This window comes from Shouchella miscanthi (genome assembly GCF_007725405.1).
GTDB lineage: Bacteria > Bacillota > Bacilli > Bacillales > Bacillaceae_D > Shouchella > Shouchella hunanensis.
Genome location: NZ_CP042163.1, coordinates 12,744 through 38,631 on the forward strand (window position 1 = coordinate 12,744; position 25,888 = coordinate 38,631).

At 41.3% G+C, this 25,888-nt stretch carries 19 protein-coding genes and 2 rRNA genes; 16 read left to right on the plus strand and 5 right to left on the minus strand.

Translation table 11 applies throughout. From position 1 onward, the window contains the following. The first annotated feature begins 8 nt into the window (after positions 1-8). Together FPV17_RS00050 and rrf are read left to right on the plus strand one after the other, a co-directional pair. A 23S ribosomal RNA gene (locus FPV17_RS00050) occupies positions 9-2,945 on the plus strand. Positions 2,946-3,166: 221 nt separating this feature from the next. Next, a 5S ribosomal RNA gene (gene rrf, locus FPV17_RS00055) occupies positions 3,167-3,282 on the plus strand. A gap of 776 nt (positions 3,283-4,058) precedes the next feature. Here the strand turns inward: rrf and FPV17_RS00060 are convergent. Further along, positions 4,059-5,000, minus strand: coding sequence for a YaaC family protein (locus tag FPV17_RS00060; RefSeq protein WP_186370690.1), 942 nt, complete (start codon positions 4,998-5,000; stop codon positions 4,059-4,061). Between the two features lie 126 nt (positions 5,001-5,126). On the opposite strand from FPV17_RS00060, the gene guaB reads away from it, so the two are divergent. The 13 genes from guaB (at position 5,127) to FPV17_RS00125 (ending at position 19,836) form a co-directional block, all read left to right on the plus strand. After that, positions 5,127-6,584 carry an IMP dehydrogenase gene (gene guaB / locus FPV17_RS00065; RefSeq protein WP_038484763.1) on the plus strand — a complete coding sequence of 486 codons (1,458 nt, stop codon included), beginning with the start codon at positions 5,127-5,129 and terminating at the stop codon, positions 6,582-6,584. Positions 6,585-6,678: 94 nt separating this feature from the next. Next, complete coding sequence (locus FPV17_RS00070) at positions 6,679-8,025, plus strand: D-alanyl-D-alanine carboxypeptidase family protein (protein WP_437183319.1); 1,347 nt, start codon at positions 6,679-6,681, stop codon at positions 8,023-8,025. An 83-nt stretch (positions 8,026-8,108) separates the two neighbouring features. Next, on the plus strand, positions 8,109-8,888 hold the full coding sequence (locus tag FPV17_RS00075) for a carbon-nitrogen family hydrolase (protein ID WP_035397861.1): 780 nt from the start codon (positions 8,109-8,111) through the stop codon (positions 8,886-8,888). Between the two features lie 32 nt (positions 8,889-8,920). Next, positions 8,921-10,603 carry a PucR family transcriptional regulator gene (locus tag FPV17_RS00080; RefSeq protein WP_144557349.1) on the plus strand — a complete coding sequence of 561 codons (1,683 nt, stop codon included), beginning with the start codon at positions 8,921-8,923 and terminating at the stop codon, positions 10,601-10,603. A 186-nt stretch (positions 10,604-10,789) separates the two neighbouring features. Next, positions 10,790-11,980, plus strand: coding sequence for a M24 family metallopeptidase (locus FPV17_RS00085; protein WP_144557351.1), 1,191 nt, complete (start codon positions 10,790-10,792; stop codon positions 11,978-11,980). A 22-nt stretch (positions 11,981-12,002) separates the two neighbouring features. Beyond that, positions 12,003-13,202: a cystathionine gamma-synthase family protein gene (locus FPV17_RS00090; protein WP_144557353.1), complete on the plus strand. Its 1,200-nt coding sequence runs from the start codon at positions 12,003-12,005 to the stop codon at positions 13,200-13,202. 1 nt (position 13,203) lies between these two features. Beyond that, positions 13,204-14,403: a M20 metallopeptidase family protein gene (locus FPV17_RS00095; RefSeq protein ID WP_052008239.1), complete on the plus strand. Its 1,200-nt coding sequence runs from the start codon at positions 13,204-13,206 to the stop codon at positions 14,401-14,403. Next, the gene (locus FPV17_RS00100) at positions 14,393-15,463 is read left to right on the plus strand and encodes a homoserine dehydrogenase (RefSeq protein ID WP_144557355.1); all 1,071 of its coding nucleotides are present in this window, start codon (positions 14,393-14,395) and stop codon (positions 15,461-15,463) included. Before FPV17_RS00095 ends, FPV17_RS00100 begins: the two co-directional genes overlap by 11 nt. Positions 15,464-15,475: 12 nt before the next feature. Continuing rightward, positions 15,476-16,912 (plus strand): aldehyde dehydrogenase family protein, encoded by a 1,437-nt coding sequence (locus tag FPV17_RS00105; RefSeq protein ID WP_144557357.1) that lies wholly within the window; start codon positions 15,476-15,478, stop codon positions 16,910-16,912. Positions 16,913-17,125: 213 nt separating this feature from the next. Continuing rightward, complete coding sequence (locus tag FPV17_RS00110; protein ID WP_035397853.1) at positions 17,126-17,932, plus strand: transporter substrate-binding domain-containing protein; 807 nt, start codon at positions 17,126-17,128, stop codon at positions 17,930-17,932. Positions 17,933-17,994: 62 nt separating this feature from the next. Then, on the plus strand, positions 17,995-18,636 hold the full coding sequence (locus FPV17_RS00115) for an amino acid ABC transporter permease (RefSeq protein WP_035397851.1): 642 nt from the start codon (positions 17,995-17,997) through the stop codon (positions 18,634-18,636). After that, entirely contained in the window at positions 18,636-19,358 is a 723-nt protein-coding gene (locus tag FPV17_RS00120) for an amino acid ABC transporter ATP-binding protein (protein WP_035397848.1), read from the plus strand. The genes FPV17_RS00115 and FPV17_RS00120 overlap by 1 nt, the downstream gene beginning before the upstream one ends. Positions 19,359-19,524: 166 nt before the next feature. Beyond that, the gene (locus FPV17_RS00125; protein ID WP_144557359.1) at positions 19,525-19,836 is read left to right on the plus strand and encodes a hypothetical protein; all 312 of its coding nucleotides are present in this window, start codon (positions 19,525-19,527) and stop codon (positions 19,834-19,836) included. A gap of 92 nt (positions 19,837-19,928) precedes the next feature. Here FPV17_RS00125 and FPV17_RS00130 read toward each other — a convergent pair whose 3' ends face one another. The 4 genes from FPV17_RS00130 to FPV17_RS00145 all read right to left on the minus strand — a co-directional run bounded on the left by FPV17_RS00130 (position 19,929) and on the right by FPV17_RS00145 (position 23,831). Continuing rightward, complete coding sequence (locus FPV17_RS00130) at positions 19,929-20,942, minus strand: ABC transporter ATP-binding protein (RefSeq protein WP_144557361.1); 1,014 nt, start codon at positions 20,940-20,942, stop codon at positions 19,929-19,931. Further along, the gene (locus FPV17_RS00135) at positions 20,914-21,879 is read right to left on the minus strand and encodes an ABC transporter ATP-binding protein (RefSeq protein ID WP_186370787.1); all 966 of its coding nucleotides are present in this window, start codon (positions 21,877-21,879) and stop codon (positions 20,914-20,916) included. The genes FPV17_RS00130 and FPV17_RS00135 overlap by 29 nt, the downstream gene beginning before the upstream one ends. A gap of 89 nt (positions 21,880-21,968) precedes the next feature. After that, complete coding sequence (locus FPV17_RS00140; protein ID WP_144557365.1) at positions 21,969-22,919, minus strand: ABC transporter permease; 951 nt, start codon at positions 22,917-22,919, stop codon at positions 21,969-21,971. Positions 22,920-22,934: 15 nt separating this feature from the next. Next, positions 22,935-23,831, minus strand: a complete 897-nt coding sequence (locus tag FPV17_RS00145; RefSeq protein ID WP_144557367.1) for an ABC transporter permease — start codon at positions 23,829-23,831, stop codon at positions 22,935-22,937. Positions 23,832-24,255: 424 nt separating this feature from the next. Here FPV17_RS00145 and FPV17_RS00150 point away from each other — a divergent pair, with 424 nt between their 5' ends. After that, positions 24,256-25,863: a glutathione ABC transporter substrate-binding protein gene (locus tag FPV17_RS00150; protein ID WP_144557369.1), complete on the plus strand. Its 1,608-nt coding sequence runs from the start codon at positions 24,256-24,258 to the stop codon at positions 25,861-25,863. Positions 25,864-25,888: the final 25 nt, after the last annotated feature.

The following is a 25,888-nucleotide window of genomic DNA, read 5'->3' on the forward strand; positions in this document are numbered from 1 at the left end:
GTGAAAATGGATAAGTTAGAAAGGGCGCACGGTGAATGCCTTGGCACTAGGAGCCGATGAAGGACGCGACGAACAGCGATATGCTTCGGGGAGCTGTAAGTAAGCTTTGATCCGGAGATTTCCGAATGGGGGAACCCACCATCCGTAATGGGATGGTACTCCTGCCTGAACACATAGGGCAGGGTGAGGCAGACCCGGGGAACTGAAACATCTAAGTACCCGGAGGAAGAGAAAGCAAATGCGATTTCCTGAGTAGCGGCGAGCGAAACGGAATCAGCCCAAACCAAGAGGCTTGCCTCTTGGGGTTGTAGGACACTCTATACGGAGTTACAAAGAAACGGAGTAGGTGAATTGTCTGGAAAGACAAGCCGAAGAAGGTAACAGCCCTGTAGCTGAAACTTCGTTTCCTCCAGAGTGGATCCTGAGTACGGCGGGACACGTGAAACCCCGTCGGAATCCGGGAGGACCATCTCCCAAGGCTAAATACTCCCTAGTGACCGATAGTGAACCAGTACCGTGAGGGAAAGGTGAAAAGCACCCCGGAAGGGGAGTGAAAGAGATCCTGAAACCGTGTGCCTACAACTAGTCAGAGCCCATTAACGGGTGATGGCGTGCCTTTTGTAGAATGAACCGGCGAGTTACGATAACGTGCAAGGTTAAGCTGATGAGGCGGAGCCGTAGCGAAAGCGAGTCTGAATAGGGCGAGTGAGTACGTTGTCGTAGACCCGAAACCGGGTGATCTACCCATGTCCAGGGTGAAGGTCGGGTAACACCGACTGGAGGCCCGAACCCACGCATGTTGAAAAATGCGGGGATGAGGTGTGGGTAGGGGTGAAATGCCAATCGAACTCGGAAATAGCTGGTTCTCCCCGAAATAGCTTTAGGGCTAGCCTCGAGTGATGAGTTTTGGAGGTAGAGCACTGATTGGACGAGGGGTCCCCACAGGATTACCGAATTCAGTCAAACTCCGAATGCCAAAAACTTTAACTCGGGAGTCAGACTGCGAGTGCTAAGATCCGTAGTCAAGAGGGAAACAGCCCAGACCATCAGCTAAGGTCCCCAAGTATACGTTAAGTGGAAAAGGATGTGGAGTTGCTTAGACAACCAGGATGTTGGCTTAGAAGCAGCCATCATTGAAAGAGTGCGTAATAGCTCACTGGTCGAGTGACTCTGCGCCGAAAATGTACCGGGGCTAAACGTATCACCGAAGCTATGGCAATCCCAGTAGGGATTGGGTAGGGGAGCGTTCCAAGGACTGTGAAGCTAGATCGTGAGGACTAGTGGAGTGCTTGGAAGTGAGAATGCCGGTATGAGTAGCGAAAAGAGGGGTGAGAATCCCCTCCGTCGAAAGCCCAAGGTTTCCTGAGGAAGGCTCGTCCGCTCAGGGTTAGTCGGGACCTAAGCCGAGGCCGAAAGGCGTAGGCGATGGACAACAGGTTGATATTCCTGTACCACCTCGTATTTGTTTGAACGATGGGGGGACGCAGAAAGGTAGGGTGAGCGCGCCGCTGGCTGTGCGCGTCGAAGCATGCAAGGCTGGAACATAGGCAAATCCGTGTTCCGTGAAGGCTGAGCTGTGACCGTGAAGGACCCAAGGGTCCGAAATCCCTGATCCTCCGCTGCCGAGAAAAGCCTCTAGTTAGAATACAGGTGCCCGTACCGCAAACCGACACAGGTAGGCGAGAAGAGAATTCTAAGACGCTCGGGAGAACTCTCGTTAAGGAACTCGGCAAAATGACCCCGTAACTTCGGGAGAAGGGGTGCTCTATTAGGGTGTTAAAGCCCGAGAGAGCCGCAGTGAATAGATCCAAGCGACTGTTTAGCAAAAACACAGGTCTCTGCGAAGCCGTAAGGCGAAGTATAGGGGCTGACACCTGCCCGGTGCTGGAAGGTTAAGAGGAGGGGTTATCCCGTAAGGGAGAAGCTCTGAATTGAAGCCCCAGTAAACGGCGGCCGTAACTATAACGGTCCTAAGGTAGCGAAATTCCTTGTCGGGTAAGTTCCGACCCGCACGAATGGTGCAACGACTTGGATACTGTCTCAACGAGAGACCCGGTGAAATTATAGTACCTGTGAAGATGCAGGTTACCCGCGACAGGACGGAAAGACCCCATGGAGCTTTACTGTAGCTTGATAGTGAGTGTTGGTACCATTTGTACAGGATAGGTAGGAGCCTTGGAAGCCGGAGCGCTAGCTTCGGTGGAGGCGTCGGTGGGATACTACCCTGATGGTGCTGACATTCTAACCTCGACCCGTGATCCGGGTCAGGGACATTGTCAGGTGGGCAGTTTGACTGGGGCGGTCGCCTCCTAAACAGTAACGGAGGCGCCCAAAGGTTCCCTCAGAATGGTTGGAAATCATTCGTAGAGTGCAAAGGCATAAGGGAGCTTGACTGCGAGACCTACAAGTCGAGCAGGGACGAAAGTCGGGCTTAGTGATCCGGCGGTGCCGTATGGAAGGGCCGTCGCTCAACGGATAAAAGCTACCCTGGGGATAACAGGCTTATCTCCCCCAAGAGTCCACATCGACGGGGAGGTTTGGCACCTCGATGTCGGCTCGTCGCATCCTGGGGCTGAAGTAGGTCCCAAGGGTTGGGCTGTTCGCCCATTAAAGCGGCACGCGAGCTGGGTTCAGAACGTCGTGAGACAGTTCGGTCCCTATCCGTCGCGGGCGTAGGAAATTTGAGAGGAGCTGTCCTTAGTACGAGAGGACCGGGATGGACATACCGCTGGTGTACCAGTTGTTCCGCCAGGAGCATCGCTGGGTAGCTACGTATGGACGGGATAAGTGCTGAAAGCATCTAAGCATGAAGCCCCCCTCAAGATGAGATTTCCCATGGCGTAAGCCAGTAAGACCCCTTAGAGATGATGAGGTTGATAGGTCAGAAGTGGAAGTGTGGCGACACATGGAGCGGACTGATACTAATCGGTCGAGGGCTTATCCTAAATTTCTTGAGTTTGAGTATGATGATATGATTTAGTTTTGAAAGAATCACCGATTCTTTTTAACAAGAAGGTACTATTCCCTTTTAGAATGAGTTTTACAAAGAGAAGCAAGGGATTTGCGGAAGTGACGATAGACTTGAAGGAGCGTACTCACGTACGTGACTGAAAAGGAAAGAGGAAACTGACAAAAAAGCCCGACGCTTATCTGAAGTAAACCAAAGTCTGGTGGCAATAGCAAAGAGGTCACACCCGTTCCCATGCCGAACACGGTCGTTAAGCTCTTTTGCGCCGATGGTAGTTGGGGGCTTCCCCCTGTGAGAGTAGGACGTTGCCAGGCAATCAGAAGACACCTGAAAAGGTGTCTTTTTTTGTGTAGAAAGAAAAGCGCAAAAGAGCTGCGCTTCGGCAGAAGCGGTCAAACAAAAAGCAACAGTATGAAATGAGCACCATTAACGAGAACAACATGAAAAAGACATCGAAGGGAAAGCAGCGTGCTTCCCCTGTGAGACGAAAGGGTTGTTTTCGTGAAGCCTCATGGGAAGCATCGAGGATCCATCAACGAGAGGAACAAAACCACCGTGGAGCAGTAGGACGTTGCCAGGCAATGAGAAAGACACCTGAAAAGGTGTCTGTTTTTGTGTAGAAAGAAAAGCGCAAAAGAGCTACGCTTCGGCAGAAGCGGTCAAACAAAAAGCAACAGTATGAAATGAGCACCATTAACGAGAACAACATGAAAAAGACATCGAAGGGAAAGCAGCGTGCTTCCCCTGTGAGACGAAAGGGTTGTTTTCGTGAAGCCTCATGGGAAGCATCGAGGATCCATCAACGAGAGGAACAAAACCACCGTGGAGCAGTAGGACGTTGCCAGGCAATGAGAAAGACACCTGAAAAGGTGTCTTTTTTTGTGTAGAATGAAAGGCGCAAAAGAGCTGGAATCTTTAGAGAGATGAGAAGACACTAATTACAAGTGTGGTCTTAAAGGAACCCACATAAGCAGTAGAGAGCTTATTAAAGAATAAAGCATTAATACTAGACATCACCCGTTTCATGGCATAAGAGGCTTGTAAACGACTTTTAAATGAATCAGGCTATCGACCTCGATAATAAGTTAGGTTAGCGTTGAACTAATTTAGTGAGAACAACATGTTGACTATCTTTTTCTACAAGGTCTAAGAAGTTCTTAATGAACGGCATTTCGTCGCAATCCAATGTATGCAGTCTTTCTCCCCACCATTCTGTTTCATAGCGACAAATCATGCTGAGATTGTAGAGAACAAGGTAGTAGACCATTAAAGTGGGAAGCTTCATGTAGTCTGTTTTGGCTGAATGGAGAGCATATGTGTTTTCATTTACAAATAAAAGAGGACTAATGTTTCGTTCTTTTAGTACATCAATAGGGTGTAAGACAATAGTTTCCCTCTGTTCACTAATGTTTAACGAATGGTTGTAGCCATAGCTAATTAAATAATCCTTAAAACGTTCAGCTGTCATATGGTAAGCATCAAGCACACTAGAAGGAAATGTGAGTGTTTGATTTTCGTGAAGCGTTCCGTAGTAATAAGGTTGTTCAGAAAGCAGATGAACAAAAGCATCTTGCATCGGTGGTAGTTGTTTAAATAAGAGAGCCATGGAGTATTTATCAGAATATTGATTTGGTTTCATGTGAAACATTTTTTGCATTAGATGTGGAAACAAACCATCTTGTTGTACTTTTACTTCATCGGCTAAAAACGAATAGCCTTGCTTTTTTCTTTTTCGTGTTGAGACACCGTGAGACAATACAGATGATTTTGCTGGGTAGTCTGGGTCGTATTTAAGAATGCAGGCTTTTAGAAGCTGAGAGACTCCGTAAAATAAAAGCATCGGCTTTATCGCTACAGGAGCTTGTTTAGCCTGAGTGTAGTAAAGCTGACCATGTTGAATATGATACATAAATCGGTAAGAATTCATGTAGCTCTTTGAAGAGGCAACATCTTCTTTTTCAATAAGCTGATACTGTTCTTTTAGAAAATCTTGTGTAAAGCTGGCCGATTCGAAAAAGGTAAAATCATTCATAGAGGGATCCATCCTTATGTATAGTGAATTCAGAAAAGTGCTACTTAAACCCTTGTCTTGACAGTAGTTTGCCCAGTTGATAAGCTACTAATAATATTTTCTGGCTTTTTTAAGGGGGCAAATACGATGTGGGACGATAAATTTAAAAAAGAAGGCTTAACATTTGATGATGTTTTGCTTTTACCGGCTAAATCTGAAATTCTTCCAAGAGATGTTTCAGTCGCAACAAAGTTAAGTGATAATGTAAAGTTAAATATTCCAATTTTAAGCGCTGGGATGGATACGGTAACGGAATCGGAAATGGCTATTGCGATTGCTCGTGAAGGTGGTATGGGGATTATTCATAAGAATATGTCCATTGAAGAGCAAGCGGAACAAATTGACAAAGTCAAACGTTCAGAAAGTGGTGTTATTACAGATCCATTTTTCTTAACGCCGGATCGACAAGTATTTGATGCTGAGCACTTAATGGGTAAATATCGTATCTCAGGTGTACCTATCGTAAACGAATCTCAACACTTAGTAGGGATTCTTACAAATCGCGACTTACGCTTTATTGAAGACTATTCCATTAAAATTGATGATGTTATGACGAAGGAAGGTCTTGTTACAGCCCCGGTTGGAACGACTTTAGAAGAAGCAGAGAAAATTTTACAAAAATATAAGATTGAAAAATTACCACTTGTTGATGATGAAGGTGTGTTAAAAGGGTTAATTACCATTAAAGATATTGAAAAAGTAATTGAATTCCCTAACTCAGCTAAAGACAAGCAAGGTCGTCTTCTTGTAGGTGCAGCCATTGGTGTGTCTGCAGATGCTGATGTTCGTATTGAAGCGGTTGTAAAAGCAGGTGCCGATGCAATTGTCATTGATACTGCACACGGTCATTCACAGGGTGTGTTAAATAAAGTAGCTGATGTAAGAGCTAATTATCCTGACCTAACCATTATTGCAGGGAATGTTGCTACTGCTGAAGGCACAAAGGCATTGATTGAAGCTGGAGTTAGTGTAGTGAAAGTAGGAATTGGTCCAGGGTCTATTTGTACAACACGTATTGTTGCTGGAATTGGTGTTCCGCAAATTACCGCAGTGTATGATTGTGCAACCGAAGCAAGAAAACATGGTGTACCAATTATTGCTGATGGTGGGATTAAGTACTCTGGAGATATTACTAAAGCATTAGCTGCTGGTGGACATGCTGTAATGCTTGGTAGCTTGCTGGCAGGTGTTTCTGAGAGCCCTGGTGAGACTGAAATCTATCAAGGTCGTCAATACAAAGTTTATCGAGGCATGGGTTCCCTGGGTGCAATGGAAAAGGGAAGTAAAGATCGTTATTTCCAGGAAAATAATCAAAAGCTCGTTCCAGAAGGTATTGAAGGACGTACATCTTATAAAGGACCGTTAGCAGATACGGTTCACCAGTTAGTTGGTGGTGTTCGTGCTGGTATGGGTTACTGTGGAACGGCTACATTAACAAATTTAAGAGAAGAAGGCCAATTTGTCCGGATCACTGGTGCAGGCTTAAAAGAGAGCCACCCACATGATGTACAAATAACAAAAGAAGCGCCAAATTATTCGTTATAATCGACAAACTTTTGACCAATAGATAGGGACTTCCCTATCTATTTTTTTGTATGTTAGCATGATACAATAAGAAACATGTGTAGAAATAGTGGAGGTGTCATTTTTGAAAAGAAATAATCGAGCGAAGTGGGCAAGAATGTCTTTGTTGTTCACGTTGATTTTAGCTCTAGTAACAGTACCTTATCAAAAAGCAGATGCAAATACAATTAATGTTGATGCGTCGGCTGCAATTATGATAAATGGAGATACAGGTCAAATCCTTTATGAAGATAATATAGATGAGCAGTTAGCTATCGCAAGTATGACAAAAATGATGACTGAGTATTTATTGTTTGAAGCGATTGAAGAAGGCCAAGTTTCTTGGGATGATACTGTTCAAATTGAAGATCATTTATATCCTTTATCTCATCAAGGCGGTCTTTCAAATGTAATGCTACGCTCAGATTATGATTATACGGTGAAAGACCTTTATGAATCAATGGCTATCTATTCTGCAAATGCGTCAACAATGGCACTTGCTTCTCATATTGCTGGATCAGAATCGGCATTTGTTCAGCAAATGAATGAAAAAGCAGCAGAATTAGGTCTTGATCATTATGACTTTGTTAACTCAAGTGGATTACCGAATTCTAGTTTAGATGGTCATCATCCAGACGGGACCCCAGCAGATGCGGAAACAACTATGTCTGCTCGTTCTGTTGCACAACTTGCTTTTCATCTTTTAAATGACTACCCGGAAGTATTAGAAACAGCAAGTATTCCTTTTGCTGAATTTCAAGCGGGACCAGATGAAACAGTGAATATGCCAAACTGGAATCAAATGTTACCAGGTATGAGTCATGAATACGAAGGCGCAGATGGATTAAAAACGGGTACAACCGATGCTGCTGGGAACAGTTTTACAGGAACAGCCTTACGAGATGGTACACGACTGATCACCGTTGTAATGAATGCAGGAGATCCACAAATTAGAACTGAACGTTTTGATGAAACAGCAAAATTGTTTGATTATGGATTTGATCAGTTCGAAGACATTACTGTTGTGGAAGAAGGCCAAGAGCCCGAAGACAATACGTTTACTGTTAGTGGCGGGAAAGAAACAGAGGTCTCAGTCGTCACTTCTGAAAACTTGAATGTATCAACCCAAAAAAATGCAAATCAAGACTACACGCTTGAAGTCGTCCTTGATGAAGAGCTCTTGAATGAAAATGGAGAACTTGTCGCACCAATAAGCGAAGGCGAGCGTATTGGTACGTTAAAAGTGAACTTTGATGATCCAACGGAATACATTCAAGGGACACAGTTAAGCGGAGTTGCATTAGTTGCAACAGAAGATATCGAAGAAGCTGGTTGGTTTACAATGTCTATGAGAGGTATCGGTTCATTCTTCTCAAGCATGTGGACGAGTCTTACTGATACTGTATCTGGCTGGTTTAATTAAGAAAATGAAAGAAGCAGTTCTATTGTGGCTGCTTCTTTTTTCACTATTCGGGTACATAAATGAAAGAGGGAGTTGATTATAAAATGAAAGTGGCACTGTATCAAGGGGATATCGAACTTGGTGATGTTAAGAAAAATAGTGAGCGTGTGACAGCATGGATGGAACAGCTTTCTAAAGAGAAAAGTGTGAATTGTGTTATTTTACCCGAATTGTGGTCGTCAGGTTATGCGTATGATCAATTAGAACAGATAGCGTCTCAAGAAAAACAAACAAAAGCCCTGTTGGTTGAACTCGCTAACACCTATAAGGTGCATATAATTGGAGGATCAATCGTTACAAAAAGAGAAAATAAGTTTTACAATACAGCTCTTGTTTATAACAAAGAAGGGGCATTGGTTAATCAATATGATAAAGTGCATCTAGTGCCAATGCTAAACGAACCTGATTTTTTTGCAGCTGGTCAAGAACCGCCACGTTTATTTACTTTAGATGGGTTAACGATAGGCATAATGATTTGCTATGACCTACGTTTTCCTGAATTGGCAAGAAAACTAACGTTAGCAGGTGCAGATGTATTAGTCATTCCTGCTGAGTGGCCAAAAGCAAGAACAGCTGTATGGCGTACATTGCTTCAAGCACGAGCGATTGAAAACCAAGTATACGTTATTGGTGTTAATCGCATAGGGTCTGATACTCAAACCGCGTACGGTGGTCATTCGGTTGTTATTCGACCAAGTGGTGATGTAGTAGAAGAAGCAACTGAAGATAAAGGAACGATTATTGCAGCTTTGAAGAAAAAGGAGGTTGAACAGATTAGAGAAGATATTCCTTTATTAAAAGACCGCAAACCTGGTCTTTATTGAGAGATGTAGCTGCAGAATAGGGGTGCAAAGTCATGTTAAATTTAAGTGAAATCATGAAGTTAGACATCATGAAGCCTGCTACGATTAAAACTGCTCTTGAGCATGTAGGCAATAAACAAGTGGAGTGGGTCTCTATAACCGAGGCACCAGTAGAAAACTTTATACGTAAACACGAACTTGTTTTAACAACAGGTATTGGTTACGGTCATGATCCAAAACAATTTTATGAATTTGTATCCGACGTCATTAAATCTGAAGCTGCTGCGTTAGCAGTAGCGACAGGTCGCTATATATTTGAGTTATATGAAGACGCGAAAGCACTAGCAGAAGAACATGAATTTCCCATTCTATTTTTGCCATGGGAAATTCGATTTGCTGATTTAACGCAAGCGGTAACTGCCCGTTTGTTAGATCAAAAGCAAGAGCATCTTCGATTTACGCAGCATATTCAACAAGAATTACTCTCCCTTACTCTTGCAGGCAATCGATTATCAACAATCGCTGACCATGTTTCGAACTGTATAGCGGTACCTATCGTCATAACTGATCATGTAGGTACGTTAAAGGGGAGAAGTCATCTTGTCTCCCATTCATTTGAAAAGCAAATACGAAATGCGTTAAACGACGTGAAAGCATTTGATTCCTCAAGCGAACACCATCCTCTTGAAAGCAAAATTCAAGAAATTGTTGTGGGAGAGAATACGTTGTATGTATTACCAATTATCCAAACAAATCATGATATTCAAGGCTATTTGTTTACAACGCCACTGAGTGGATCAGACAAAATTGATGAACAAAGCTTTTTCATTATTTTAGAACATACAGTAACCGCAGCCGCGTTCTGGTTTTTACAGGAAAACGCTGTTCAAGAGGCGGAGGCAAGGATTCGAGATAATTTCGTTGCCGATTTAGCTAATGGGATTCACACAAAGCCTCTACATGCAAAAGCACGTGCGTTTGGCTATAATTTACATTTATCTTATCTTGCAATCGTTGGTTTTCCTCATAATTTTGAGACGTTATTCTCGCAAATTGGTCAAACGGCTACTTATGAAGAATGGTTAACGAGTATGATTCATTACATTGAGGAAGAAATTTATTTCGCAGGGTCGACGATTGAACGAGGATGTATGTCAACTTTTTTAGATGGTCAAATGGTCATCTTCTTAGAGGTTTCTGCAGAGGATTATAAAGCAACGGTCAATAGTTTTTTAGACTTATTATACCGTAGATTGGATCATTTATTGCCTGATGTTGAACTTACTTGGGCAATAGGAGATGCAGCCATTGAGCCCAATAGATTTGCAACTCGTTTTACAGAAGCAAAACAGGCACTGCAATTAGGGTTGGGTCGACTTGGTAAAGGCAGTCGAATTTATTTCAGCGATACGAAAATTGATCGAGTCATGCACAAAATCGGTACAGTTGGTGAAATTAAAGAGTTAATCACCGGTTACGTTCAACCGCTTATTGATTATTCGACAATGAGAGAAATTGATTTACTTGAAACCTTTATTGTGTACCAGCGAAATCAAAATAAGGTGTCTCAAACAGCTCGTGTTTTGCACCTTCACCGTCAATCTCTATTATATCGACTTAGAAAAATTGAGACCATTACAGGCTTATCTCTTGCGAATCCTGATAACCTTTTTTTGTTGGATTTATGTATTCGTACGTATCAAATAAATAAGAATATGGAGACACCTCAGCTGTAGGTGTTTTTTTGTGTGTGGAATAAGATCTGACGTTCAAAATCCTTGCTACAAAAGGAAAAAGTGACTTGAAAAGAAAATTGTATAATGAATATACCTAATTTTCATACATTTTTTCCATTACGTTCAATAGAGGGGCTCTATATACTGTACATAGAGAATAGCTTACATCTATAAGGAGGCCAGAAAATGTTCCCGTTTACGTTAGAGGAGTTTCAAGCACGAATTGCGAATACAAAAAAGAAGATGGAAAAAAGGGGAATTGATGTCTTACTCATAACGGATCCAGCCAATATGAATTATCTCTCTGGTTTTAACGGCTGGTCCTTTTATGTTCATCAGATGTTAGTCTTATTCATTGATGAGGAACAGCCGATATGGCTTGGTAGAGGGATGGATGCGAATGTCGCTAAGCAGACAACATGGCTGATGCACGAACGGATTATTTCATATCCGGACTATTTTGTACAGTCTCGGGAAGAGCACCCAATGGATTTTATCGGCAAGGTCCTTGCAGACATTGGTCAATCGAATCGCTCCATCGGTGTTGAGATGGATACGTATTACTATACCGCACAGGCTCATCATCGCTTAAAACAAGCTTTACCAAATGCAACCTTTATCGATGCTACAAACCTCGTAAACTGGGTCAGAATTATAAAATCAGAACAAGAAATTCATTATATGAAGCAAGCGGGAAAAATTGCTTCTAAAGCTATGTATGCAGGCATGAATGCCATTCAAGCCGGTGCAAGAGAATGTGATGTGGTTGCTGATATTTACCATGCACAACTATCAGGAACGGATGAAAGTGGTGGCGATTATCCAGCCATTGTACCATTGCTACCTGCCGGTATTAAAACAGGCGCCCCTCATATTACGTGGACGGACCAACGCTATCCGAGTGAAGAAACGGTCATCATTGAACTGGCAGGTTGTCATCAGCGTTATCATGCACCTTTAGCTCGAACGATTACAATTGGAAAACCACAGCAGCGTGTTTCAGATGTAGCAGACATTGTTGTAGAAGGGTTAAATGAAGTGATGGCTTTTATTAAGCCTGGTGTCACGTGTGAACAAGTCGAGGCAGTCTGGCAAAAGACTATTAATCGTTATGGATTAAAGAAAGAGTCGCGGTTAGGTTATTCAACCGGTTTGAATTATCCACCTGATTGGGGTGAGCACACTGCAAGTTTACGAAAAGGGGATCAGACAGAAATAAAAGAGAATATGGCATTTCATGTTATTCCCGGTATGTGGTATGAAGATTTTGGAGTCGAGATTAGTGAATCGATTCGAATTACAAAGGACAGTTGTGAGCTGCTAGCAGATTTTCCTAGACAGCTATTATCAAATACGTCGATTGACTCAGCGTCTTAATCAAAAATAAGGGGATGAAAATATGACAGGACAACACAAACCAACATTAGCAACCCAAGCTGTTTGGGCAGGAGAAAAAGAATATCTTGTACATGGAGCGACCCAGGTGCCTGTTATACCTAGCGTTGCATTTGGCTATGACGATATGGATGAATGGTATGAAGTCGCAATCGGACGCAAAAAAGGTCATATATATGGACGAAACACAAATCCAACTGTGCAAGCATTTGAAGACAAAGTAAAGATATTAGAAGGCGCTAACGCGGCGACGAGTTTTTCTACTGGAATGGCCGCCATTTCAAACACGTTATATACATTTCTTCGTCCTGGTGATCGTGTTGTGACAATTAAAGATACGTATGGCGGTACGAACAAAATTTTTACAGAATTTTTGCCGAATATAGGCGTGGATGTGCAATTTTGTGAAACAGGTAATCATGAACAACTAATAGAGGAAACAGCGAAAGGCTGTAAAATTTTATATTTAGAAACACCGACAAACCCAACTGTGAAAATTACGGATATAAAGAAATGTGCTCAAGCAGGTCATCAAGCAGGAGCGTTAGTTGTTGTCGATAATACGTTCGCTACCCCAGTAAATCAAAATCCGTTGCAACTTGGAGCTGATCTTGTTCTGCATAGTGCTACCAAATTTTTAGGCGGTCATGCCGATGCATTAGGCGGTGTTGTCGTAGGCTACGATCACGCCCTGATCGAAGCCATCTATCATTACCGTGAAATTAACGGTGCAACAATGGATCCTTGGGCTGCTTATCTTCTATTGCGTGGTATGAAAACGCTAGATCTTCGAGTAAAGAGACAGGCAGAAACAGCAATGAAACTAGCAACGTATTTAAAGACTGTCGAAGGTGTGGAACAAGTCTTTTATCCAGGTCTTGAAGACCATCCAAATCATGCCATTGCGAAAGAACAAATGTCAGGATTTGGTGGTATGTTGAGTTTTGCTGTTACTGGAGGGGTGGATACGGTTCGTCATCTATTGCCGAAATTACAATTTGCTAATCGAGCTGCTAACTTAGGTGCTGTAGAGACGACAGTAGGACCTGCAAGAACAACGAGTCACGTGGAATGTACACCAGAAGAACGTGCAGCCATGGGCATACCAGAAGGCCTCATACGCGTTTCTTGTGGGATTGAAGATGCAGATGATATTATTCAAGATTTTAAACAAGCGTTTGAGGCAGTGAAAGTAGGCGTTTAATGTGGAAGTGTTAAAAGATTATGCTCTTAAAATAGAAGAGCAGCTTATTGAATGGCGTCGCCATTTGCATCGATATCCTGAGTGTAGCTTTCAAGAAAAAGAAACCTCTGCTTTCGTCAAAAAACAGCTAGAAAGCATACCGGGAATGACCGTTTTTGAGTCAAACGTTGGTTATGGGGTCGTAGGAACATTATCAAATGGTGTTGGACCAACGATTGCATTGCGTGCCGACATGGACGCATTGCCAATTAAAGAGGAGGCAGATGTCTCCTTTTCTAGCGAACATCCTGGGGTAATGCATGCGTGTGGCCATGATGCTCACACGGCCATTTTACTTGGCGCCGCAACGTTGCTTGCAGAACAATTCAACCATAAATCAAGAACAGGTACAATTAAATTTGTGTTCCAACCAGCAGAAGAATCGACGGATGAAACGAATACATCAGGTGGGTTGTATTTAGTAAAAGAAGGTGTGTATGACGATGTTGATATGGCGTTTGCTCTCCATATGTGTCCGTGGCTCACGCCGGATGCCATTCAAGTTTACAAAGGACCAGCTATGGGTAGCTTAGACGTGTTTAAAGGGACAATAAAAGGAACCGGTGGACATGGTGCTTATCCTCACTTAGGAACGGATCCTGTCTGGTTGCTGTCTCAAATTTTGCCTACATTATACAGCTTACAAAGCAGGTTTATTTCTCCGTTAGATGCAGCTGTATTAAGTATAGGCATTATTCAAGGTGGAAGGGCTAATAATGTGATTCCGTCTGAGGTATATGTGGAAGGAACCGTACGTTGTTACTCGGCAGCTACACGAAACGACTTAATTGAGGAAATAAAAAAAGCTTTTACATTAGCAAATGTATTCGGTGGAGAAGGCACTTGCCTAATTGACTCTGGTGAGCCAGCTCTCGTAAATAACGATGAGGCTGTTGATGTAATCGTGGAAACGGCTAAAAAGCTTTATCCAGACGATCGGATTGTGGAAGCTCCCTATGGTATGGGGAGTGAAGATTTTGCCCATACAGCGGAAAAAACGCGATCTGCTATGTTCTTTTTAGGGTGTAAACCCGAGCATGGTCAATATGATTTACACACGCCGCTTTTTCAAATTGATGAAGCATGTCTGAAAAAGGGGGCAACTTTGTTAGCTTCAATGGCGTTGGCTGCATTACAAGGGGGAATTGACAATGAAGCTTAAATTAGCATTACTCGGATTTGGAGTAGTCGGGCAAGGGCTCGTGGAGCATCTTATTCATAATTGTGGGAAGGCGAAAGAAGAGGTTGGCTTTGATCCAATGGTCGTTGCCATATCTGATTTTAAGAAAGGTTCTCTCTATGATCCGAATGGCCTTGATTTAGAGCTACTCCTTCATACATTGGAAACAACAGGTTCCCTTGAGGATTACCCTCATTCAAAAGGTTTAATTCGTGATCTTGATGCCATTGCAACCATTATTGAAAGCAACGCAGATGTCGTCGTTGAAGCTACTTATACAAATGTAAAAACAGGAGAGCCAGCTATCACCCACTGTAAAACAGCATTTCAACACAAAAAAAGCGTTGTGATGACGAATAAAGGCCCCATTGCTCTTGCATTAAAAGAGCTTGAGAGTCTAGCAAAAGAAAACAACGTGTTTCTTGGCTATGAGGGAACTGTTATGAGCGGAACGCCGTCATTACGACTTCCGAAGACAACATTAATTGGAAATAAAATTACGAAGATTAGTGGAATTTTAAACGGCACAACCAATTACATGATTACACAAATGGAACAAGGCTGTTCATATGAAAGTGCCTTAAAGGAAGCACAAGAAAAAGGATATGCAGAGGCAGATCCAACGAGTGATGTTGAAGGCTACGATGCCATGTACAAAGTCGTTATTCTCGCAAATGCTATTATGGGTAAAGATATTACTGTAGAACAAGTTGAGCGACAAGGTTTAAATACCTTAACTCAAGAGGCTATCTTAATGTCTAACGAAAAGCAGACTTGTTGGAAGATGCTCGGTACAGTGGAAGAAGGAGCAAATGGTGAGATACACGCATCTGTGAAGCCCGTCGAAATTCCTCTTACGCATCCTTTAGCAAGCATTGGCGGTGCAACAAATGCCATTACGTATTCATGTAATATGTCTGGTGATATTACGTTAACAGGAGCCGGAGCAGGGAAAAGTGAAACCGGGTATGCTCTTTTAATTGATTTAATTTACTGCCATCTGCACGTGCAAAGCCAATCAAATACGACGATGATACATTAGGAGGTTATTCCTATGAAGGTAGATTTGAAGCGTCAGAAAATGTTTGTTGCAGGTGATTGGGTTGAACGGGAACGTGTACTGGAGGTGCGTAATCCAGAAGATGATGACTTACTTGCAGTCGTTCCACGTGCCTCCCGAAAAGACATGGAAGAAGCAGTGGAGCTAGCAAAGAAAGGTGCTCAAGTATCTGCTCTTTTACCTGTGTATAAGCGAATGGATATCTTAAATAAAGCGGCTGATTATGTGTCGGCACATAAAGAAGCCTACGCTAGAACGATTGCTCTGGAGGGTAGTAAGACGATTACAGAAGCAAGAAAAGAAGCAGGTCGATGTGTAGAGACGTTGCGGTTATCGGCAGAGGAAGCGCGAAGAGTAACAGGTGAAACCATTCCGTTTGACCAATCTGAAGGAGGAGTTGGTCGATTTGGCTATTATGAACGAGTCCCGTTAGGCATTATTGGGGCGATTACGCCATTCAACGATCCATTAAATTTAGTTGCCCATAAAGTTGGTCCTGCAATTGCTTCTGGGAACGCAATTGTTTTAAAACCATCAACGGCAACCCCTCTTAGTGCTCTCTTTCTAGCAGAAGCATTCGATTATGCAGAACTGCCAAAAGGCATTCTTTCTGTTATTACAGGTGTAGGGTCTGAGATAGGTGATGTCTTAATGACCCATCCAGATGTGCGAATGATTTCATTTACAGGTGGGATGGAAGCTGGATTAAAGATTGCCAATCAAGCAGGATTAAAAAAGAAAAGCATGGAACTTGGTTCAAATTCTCCTGTTATCGTACTGGAGGATGCTTCACTCGAAGAAGCTATACCTGCATGTGTAAGTGGTGCTTTTTGGGCTGCAGGACAGAACTGCATCGGTGTGCAGCGGATTTATATTGATGAATCCATTTATAAAGAGTTTAAAGATCAGTTTGTGAAAGAGACGAAGCGATATCAGCTTGGTCCAAAGCTTGATGAATCAACGAGTATGGGGCCGTTAATCAATGAAAAAGAAGCAAAGCGTGTGGCTTTTATGGTGGAAGACGCAGAGCGGACAGGTGCAACCATTCTTACAGGGGGCAAACGAGACGGGGCTTTTTATGAGCCAACTGTGCTTGAAAATGTTCCAGAAGATTGTCATTTAGGAAGAGAAGAAGTATTTGGCCCTGTTGTTTTGCTTTATTCTTTCCGAACCCTTACGGAAGCAGTAGAAAGAGCGAATCAAACAGACTACGGTTTACAAGCTGGTCTTTTTACGAAAGACCTACAGCGAGCGTTTACCCTGATTAAACAGCTTCACGTTGGCGGTGTGATGATTAACGATAGTACGGACTTTCGCATTGATGCAATGCCTTTTGGCGGTACAAAACAATCAGGTGTCGGGCGAGAAGGTGTGAAATTTTCGATACATGAAATGACTGAAGAGAAAGTGATTTGCTTTAAGCTTGCTTAGATGACACTATATGGATTGAAGGAAATAGCCTTCAATCCTTTTTTGCATATAGGTGGAAATGGTGCTTAATGTGTGGATGAGAAAGCTTGTTTCTTTATAGGCTGTTATAGGCGTTACCATGATAAAATATCGTCTCGTTTGGTTTTTGTCTTTATGAACAGAACATGTTAAACTAATGAGAATAAACAGAAAAGAACAAAAAGGAGAACAACTATGAAAAAAATAGTCGGAACAGTAACGGTTGCAGGAGCAGTTCTCGTATTAGCAGCCTGTGGAAGTGATGAAACATCGAGCGGAGAAACAAATTCAACAGCGAATGATGAAAATACGGAAGTCGTTACATATGATATTGCGACAGATAACAATTTTGTTCCATTTGAATTTATTGATTTAGAAACAAATGAGTTAACCGGTTTTGACATTGAATTGATGGAAGCGATTGCAGAGGAATCGGGATTCGAAGTGAATTTTCATCAAATGGATTTTAGTGGTGCATTGTCAGGAATTGAACAAGGATCCTATGATGCAGCCATAAACGGCATGAGCATCACAGAAGAACGCAAGCAGAATATTGATTTTTCTGATCCATATTACGAGTCAGGTCTAGTGTTAGCCGTTGCGCAGGACGATGATACAATTCAGTCCATTGATGATCTCACTAGTGATCATAAAGTTTCCACTAGACTATCTTCCACAAGTCAAACGTATCTTGACGAACAAACAGATGCAGAAGTTGATGCGTATCCAGAAATTACAGAAGCCTATCAAGCATTAATTGCTGGTCACGTTGATGCGGCACTTTATGATATGCCGAACGTACAATATTTCATCCAACAGCAAGGAGAAGGCTCAATGAAGATTGTGGGTGATTTGTTAACAGGTGAAGATTACGGGATTGCTTTTCCAAAAGGGTCTGATTTGGTTGACGATGTCAATGAAGCATTAGCGACGTTGATGGAAAATGGCACCTACGGAGATATTTACGAAACCTATTTTGGAGAAAGACCTGAAGGAATGTAATTGAAATTGAGTTGCTCATACAACAAGGTGAGCAACTTTCTTAATTGAAAGGAAGAGGTAGAATGGATTTTGATTTTGGTGCCTTTCCATTTTTAGTAGAAGGGTTAAAGTTAACAATTATTATTACGCTAGTCGGGGTGTTTTTTGGAAGCATTATTGGTTCCTTAGTAGGTCTTATGAAACTTTCTCGCTTCAAGCTGATAAAAGCTGTTGCAGTGGTTTTTGTAGAAGTTATTCGAGGTACACCGCTATTAGCACAAATCTTCTTTATTCACTTCGGGATCCCTGGTATTTTTGGTGTCAGATTTGATCCATTATACACAGGAATTTTTGTTATTGCGATTAATTCAGGCGCATATATTGCCGAAATTGTCCGTGGAGCGATACAATCTATTGATAAGGGACAGATGGAAGCAGGGCGTTCTTTAGGCTTAACAGGAACGCAGACGATGCGGCATATTGTATGGCCACAGGCAGTAAAGGTAATGATTCCTCCTTTTGGGAATCAATTTGTCATCAGTTTAAAAGATACATCGCTCTTATCAACGATTGCCGTTGCAGATCTGATGTATCAAAGTAGAACCTATACCGGAATTTCTGCGTCTTATTTTGATACATACTTACTCGTTTGTTTATTTTACTTAGCCATAACGATACCAGCTTCTATTTTATTACGTTATATAGAACGGAGACTTGACCACTAATGATTACTGTAAAGAATTTATATAAAAGCTTCGGGAAAAATGAAGTGCTAAAAGGGATTTCAACGACAATTCATGAAAAGGAAGTTGTATGTGTGATTGGTCCATCAGGATCAGGGAAGAGTACCTTTTTGCGCTGTTTAAACCGGCTTGAGGAAATTACCTCTGGAGAAGTATATATTGAAAAGGAGAATATCGCTGACCCGCGCACAGATTTAAATCGGATTCGTCAAGAAGTAGGGATGGTGTTCCAGCATTTCAACTTATTCCCCCACAAGACCGTTTTAGAAAATATTACACTTGCTCCGCTAAAAGTGAAAAATGCAAGAAAAGAAGAAGCGATTGATGTGGCATTGGCCTTGCTTGAAAAAGTGGGTTTAAGTGACAAAGCGGATGCTTATCCTGCAAGCCTGTCTGGCGGTCAAAAGCAGCGAGTAGCAATTGCACGTGCGCTCTCCATGAATCCAAAAGTGATGTTATTTGATGAGCCTACATCAGCACTTGATCCAGAGCTTGTTGGTGATGTTCTCGGTGTCATGAAGGAACTGGCTTTAGAAGGAATGACGATGGTCGTTGTGACGCATGAGATGGGTTTTGCAAGAGAAGTAGGAGATCGAGTATTCTTTATGGATGACGGGAAGATTGTAGAAGAAGGCACACCCCAACAACTATTTGATGAAACACAGCACGAACGGACGAAGGCTTTTTTGAGTAAAGTGTTATAAAAAAACGAGTTAGCTGTTCCATGATGGTAGAGGGAACCTTATCAGAGAACAGCTTTTTTGTTAAAAAGAGAGTATGAAATAATATTTCTTAACTAAATATTATTTGTTTTGTGTTAATTTAAACTAATTTATGATATTATCAAGTAGAAAAGGAGGTGAATTTATTATGAAGAAGTTATTATTTGCAGTTGTTATTTTACTTTCTATTGGGTTTACATCAGAAGCGCAAGCTTCGACTTCCAATGTTGCTAGTCCTGGGAACACAGTTTCTGCTCAAGATGTATCAATTCAAGGCTCAAGAATTGTTTCGAATATCCAGAGAACATTCTCTAGCTATCCACCTCAAACAATTTACTATAGTTCCGGTGGATATGGTGGACATATTCAATTACAAATGGTGCGACGATCTGGAAGTAATTACATAGGTATTTATGCTGGTGAAATTCGCCCAATATGTGTAGGCGGTGTTTGCCCATAAAACCTCTCTAGTATTATTGTCTAAACTGATAAATAAGCAAGCAAAAACAGCGCACTCAATGCGCTGTTTTTGCTTTTAGAGATAAAATTATTTTAAGAGTAAGCTGGCTGCATTTTACCGGATGTAATTTCTTCCATGTAATGGCAAGCCCCTTTATGCCCTTCCTTCATATCCTCAGTTGTGCGAAGATCAGGATTTTCTGTACGACACTTGTCAGTAGCAAATGGACAACGTGTGTGGAAACGACAGCCGTTTGGAGGATCAATCGGAGAAGGGACATCTCCCTTAAGAATGATACGCTCTTTTTTTATATTTGGATCAGTACTAGGAATTGCTGATAACAATGCTTTTGTATAAGGGTGCTGCGGATTATCAAAAACAGATTTTTTATCACCCATCTCAACAATTTTTCCAAGGTACATAACAATAACTCGATCAGAAATATGGCGGACGACGCCAAGGTCATGTGAGATAAATAGATATGTTAATTTGCGTTCTCTTTGTAGCTTTTTAAGTAAATTGATAACCTGTGCTTGAATCGACACGTCAAGTGCCGATACAGCTTCGTCACAGATTATTAATTTTGGATTAACTGCAAGTGCACGTGCAATCCCAACACGCTGGCGCTGACCACCACTAAATTCATGTGGGAAGCGATCAATTTGGTGTTCACCTAAGCCAACGGTTTTCATTAGTTCACGAATAATGCCATCATGTTCTTTAGGAGGTGCAATTTTTTGGATTGTTAGAGCTTCTGATAAGACTTGTCTAACTGTTTGACGCGGGTTAATGGATGCATAAGGATCTTGAAAAATGATCTGCATATCATCGCGTTTCTTACGCATTTCACCTCTACTTAATGAGAGGATATCTTCGCCTTGAAATTCAACTGAACCTTCGGTGGGCTCATCTAAACGCAGAATGGCACGACCTGTTGTTGATTTCCCACAACCAGACTCTCCTACAATCGATACTGTTTCGCCTTCTTCTATTTCAAAAGAAACATCGTCAACGGCTTTGACATGATTAACAGTTCTTCCTAAGAAACCACCTTTTATCGGAAAGTATTGTTTTAAATTAGTTACTTTGAGTAACGTATTCTGCATGAACATTCACCTCCGGGCCATCCCACTGGTCAGTATAAATCCAGCACCGTACTTGTCTGCCATCTTCTTCTGTTTTCAATTCAGGAAGTTCTTTACAGATCTCAGTTGCAAACGGACAACGTGGTGCGAAGCGACAACCTTCCGGCATATCAGCTGGAGCAGGTACCGTTCCCTTAATAATTGTCAAATCACCTTCCACATCTTGATCGTGTTTAGGTAAAGAATTCATTAAACCAACTGTATAAGGGTGCCTTGGGTTCTTAAATAAGTCATTAATAGGTGCATATTCGACAACTTGTCCACCGTACATCACTGCTACATTATCGCATGTTTCAGCAACAACACCTAAATCGTGTGTAATCATAATTACAGCCATGCCCAAGTTGTTTTGTAGTTCACGAATTAACTCTAGTATTTGTGCTTGAATTGTAACGTCTAACGCTGTGGTCGGTTCATCAGCTATCAACAGCTCAGGGTTACAAGCGAGCGCAATAGCAATCATGACTCGTTGTCGCATTCCTCCGGAAAGTTCGAAGGGATATTGATCAATTCTTTTTTCTGGAGACGGTATACCAACTAGTTTTAGCATATCAATTGAACGTCTTCTAGCTTCTTTTTTTGATAGTTTTTGATGAATTTGGTAGGACTCACTGATCTGTCTCCCTACAGTAAAAGTAGGGTTTAATGATGTCATAGGCTCTTGGAAAATCATTGAGATTTCATTTCCTCTAACTTTTCGCATTTGAGCAGATGATTTCTTCGTTAAATCTTCACCTTTGAAAAGAATTTTACCGTCAACGATTTTTCCTGGAGAAGAGAGGAGATTTAAAATTGATAGAGAGGTAATACTCTTACCAGATCCAGATTCTCCAACTATCCCAATTGTTTTCCCTTTTTCTACAGAGAATGTAACGCCGTCAACGGCTTTAACTTCCATTTCTTTAGTGAAAAACGACGTCCGAAGATCTTGAACTTCAAGTATTGTATCGTTAGCCAATCGTTCCACACCTTTCCTTAAAAAATCATTTATTCTACTTCAACACGTTTATTTACAAATCGATAGGCAATGTCAACTAGAAGGTTTACAAGAACAAAACATAATGAAGCAATTAAAATTCCACCCTGCATGACTGGGAAATCTCTACGAGTTATGGCTTCAAAAATCATTCTCCCCATACCATCAATAGCAAAGACAGTTTCCGCAAGTACGGCACCACCAAGTAGTCCACCAAAACTTAATCCTACTACAGTAATAACAGGAATCAATGCATTTTTTAAAGCGTGTTGATAAATAACGTAACGTTCTTTAACTCCTTTTGCACGGGCGGTACGAATGTAATCTTGATTAATAACTTCAAGCATGCTTGAACGAGTCATTCGCGCAATAATGGCTGCTCCAGAAATTCCAAGCATGGCAACTGGTAAAATCAATTGATCAAAATTTCCCCAACCAGATGCTCTAAACCAACCAGTGTCAAAGAAATTCTGGATAATTGGTATATTACCAAGTGCGAACCACTGAATAAGTAGTAAACCAAGCCAAAAATTTGGCATAGACATACCGAACATCGCAATAACCATAATTGCTGAATCTGTAAATGTCCCCCTTTTAGTGGCTGAGAGTATACCAGCAACTAAGCCAAGAAAAATACTTAAAATTGTACTATAGATTGCCAATTCCATGGTAATTGCTAGCCTCGGAAACATCATCGATCCAACATCTTGCCCTGTGGTAATAGAGTTACCAAAATCAAGTTGAATTAAGTTCGCCATATAATTAAAGTATTGAACAGGCAATGGGTCATCTAATCCTAGTCGCTCAGTAATAACATCAATTTGTTGTTGTGTGGCATTCTCACCAGCAAGAACTTGAGCGGGATCACCCGGAATAAAATGCATTAAACTAAAAACAAGTATCGTTACACCTAATAAAACAGGAATTAGTTGTATAAGTCTTCGTACAAGAAATTTAAACAAAATGACACCTCTTTTCTATCGTTTTAACTTAGGATCTAAAGCATCACGAAGACCATCACCAAAAACGTTGAATGCAATTACAAAAAGAACAATTGCTATCCCTGGTGCATATGTCATATGTGGTGCTTGGTACATATAGTTTCGACCATCGTTTAACATTGAACCCCATTCAGGAGATGGTTCAGGTGCACCTAATCCTAAGAAAGATAGTCCAGCAGCAGCTAGAACACCAGTAGCAATAGATAAGGTTGTTTGTACAATTATGGGTGATAGTGTATTAGGTAATATGTGTTTAAAAATAATTCTACCATCACTAGCGCCTAAGGCTCGAACAGCATCAATGTATTCTAATTTTCTAACAGATAACGTAGAACCACGTGCGATTCTAGCGAAAACAGGAAATGAACTGATGGCAATTGCTAAAATAATGTTTTCAATCCCCGCGCCTAAAGTTGCAACAATAGCAAGTGCTAAAATGATTCCAGGGAAAGCAAGAAGCACATCCATAATTCTCATAATAAATGCATCAAGTCTTCCACCATAATAACCAGATATAACACCAATCGCTACTCCAACGGAACCTGCGAGTGCTACTGAAGCAAAACCTATGACAAAGGTCGTGCTCATACCGTGAAGTATTCTTGAAAAGATATCTCTTCCATACTGATCGGTTCCAAACCAATTCTCAGCCGATGGTCCCATTAATCTGTTTTCATAAGTGTGTTCATTAATACCTTCTGGTGCGAAGTGCGGACCGACTATCGCAATAATCGCTAATATTAAAATAAGACTTCCACCGGTAATTGCTGATTTGTTCGTCAGAAGTCTCTTTAAAAAGTCCGTCCAATTTCGTATAAAAGGACTTTTGGTGTTTTCTGACTTAGTTTCTTGGACTGAAGTGTTCTGCGTCATCTACAACTTCCTTTCCTTTCAAAATCGTCTTTCTGAGTTTATTGCCCGCATTCTTTAATTATATACAAAGTTGAGCGTTGGAAACAATCAGAAAATAGTATTCTTAGGATAATAGTTTAGTGGATTAAAAGATAAGTTGCAAAGGAAATTTTATGTATAACTGTTAAATTGGAAAAACCTTCAATATATAGTAGTCATGAAATTGATATGTCTTATAATTCTGTTAAAAACACTTGTCCACCTGGATGAGAATGTTTGTGTAATGTAAATAATTTTTTTATATTGAGATAGTAATATAGGAAGAAAACTAGAGTTTTTTGATAAATTGTAAAAAAGTCTATTTTTTTGATTGCTGAATCTAAGACTATAGTATAAAATTAGGCTAGTTTTACACGTAATAGCCAAAACAAAGGGGGAAAAAGAATTGAAGAAATACAAAAGTACTCTATATGGAGTTTCTGCACTAGCTTTAGCTATTGGACTCTCCGCATGTACAAGCGAGCCAAACGACGATGGTGGACAAGGTGCTACCGATGGAGGAAGTGACTCAGGTGAGCCTCAAGAAGGTGGGGATTTTGTCTTAGTTATGCAGTCCCATGCAAGTGGTCTTGATCCGCATCAAGTTAACGACGTTCCGTCAGGTCAAGTTCAAGAGCAAATGTTTGAAGGGTTATTAGATTTTGATGATAACTTAGAGTTACAACCACAATTAGCAGAAGATTATGAGGTTGAAGATAATAAAATTTGGTTTAAGTTACGTGAGGGCGTTACTTTCCATGATGGCGAGCCTTTCAATGCTGACGCAGTTAAAGCCAATATTGAACGTATTACAGATGAAGCTGTCGGATCACAACGAGCATTTTTATTTGATGAAATATCTGAAATAAATGTCATTAATGACTATGAAATTGAATTTTTTACAGAAGAGCCATTTGCTCCGCTTCTTTACAGCTTTGCTCATAACGGTGGTTTTATGATTAGTCCGGCTGTTATTGAAGAAGACTACGCAGCAATGGAAGATGGAGAGCAGCCTTATACTGCTGTAAATGCTAATCCAGTTGGAACTGGTTATTTCAAATATGAGTCTGGTGTTGCAGGTAGTGATGACATTGTTATGACTCGTAATGAAGATTATTGGGATGAAGAGACTTATTTAGATAGCGTAACTTTCCGTGTAGTTCCAGAATTAACTACACGTGTATCAGAAGTTGAAAGAGGAGACGCTCATTTTGCCGAGCCGGTTGACTCTACATCAATTCCTCAAATCGAGGCAATGAGCGATGCTTCTTTAATTGAAACAGAAAGTATTTCTGCTTCTTACTATGGTTTCAATACGGAAATAGAACCATTTGATAATCCGGATGTTCGTCGTGCTATTGCAATGGCGATTAACAAAGAAACAATCCTTAATGATCTAATGGATGGTTACGGACGAGTTGCATCAGCTCCTGTGCCTCCTCGTGTAGATGGACATGATGAAAACATTGAATCAATTGAGTTTGACCCAGAGGCTGCAAAAGAACTTCTTGAAGAAGCTGGTGTTGAAAACTTAGAAGTAGAGATTCGTACAAACGATTCTGATACTCGTGTGCGTATGGCAAACTATATGATTAGTGCGCTTGAAGAAATCGGAATTACTGCTACGATGAATGCATCAGATTTCCCGACGTACCTTGAAGATACAGCAAACGGAAACCATGAAATGTATATCCTTGGCTGGAGCTCAGCAACAGCGGAAGCTGATTATGCACTTGCGCCATTATTCCATTCAGAGAGTTCCGCTGCAAGTGGAAACCGTTCTTTCTACTCGAATCCTGATGTAGATCGTTTAATTGAAGAAGCTGCAGTTGAGATTGATGAAGAAAAGCGTCAAGAACTTTATAGTGAAGCACAACAAATTATTGTTGATGATGCTCCAGTTGTGTTTACAACGTACACAAACTATTTAAATGTTATGCGTGATAACGTTCATGACTTTGTGATTTCTCCACAAGGTGGTTATAATTTACACCGAACGTACTTCTCAAATTAAGCAAATCGAAAAGTTGATCGCTACA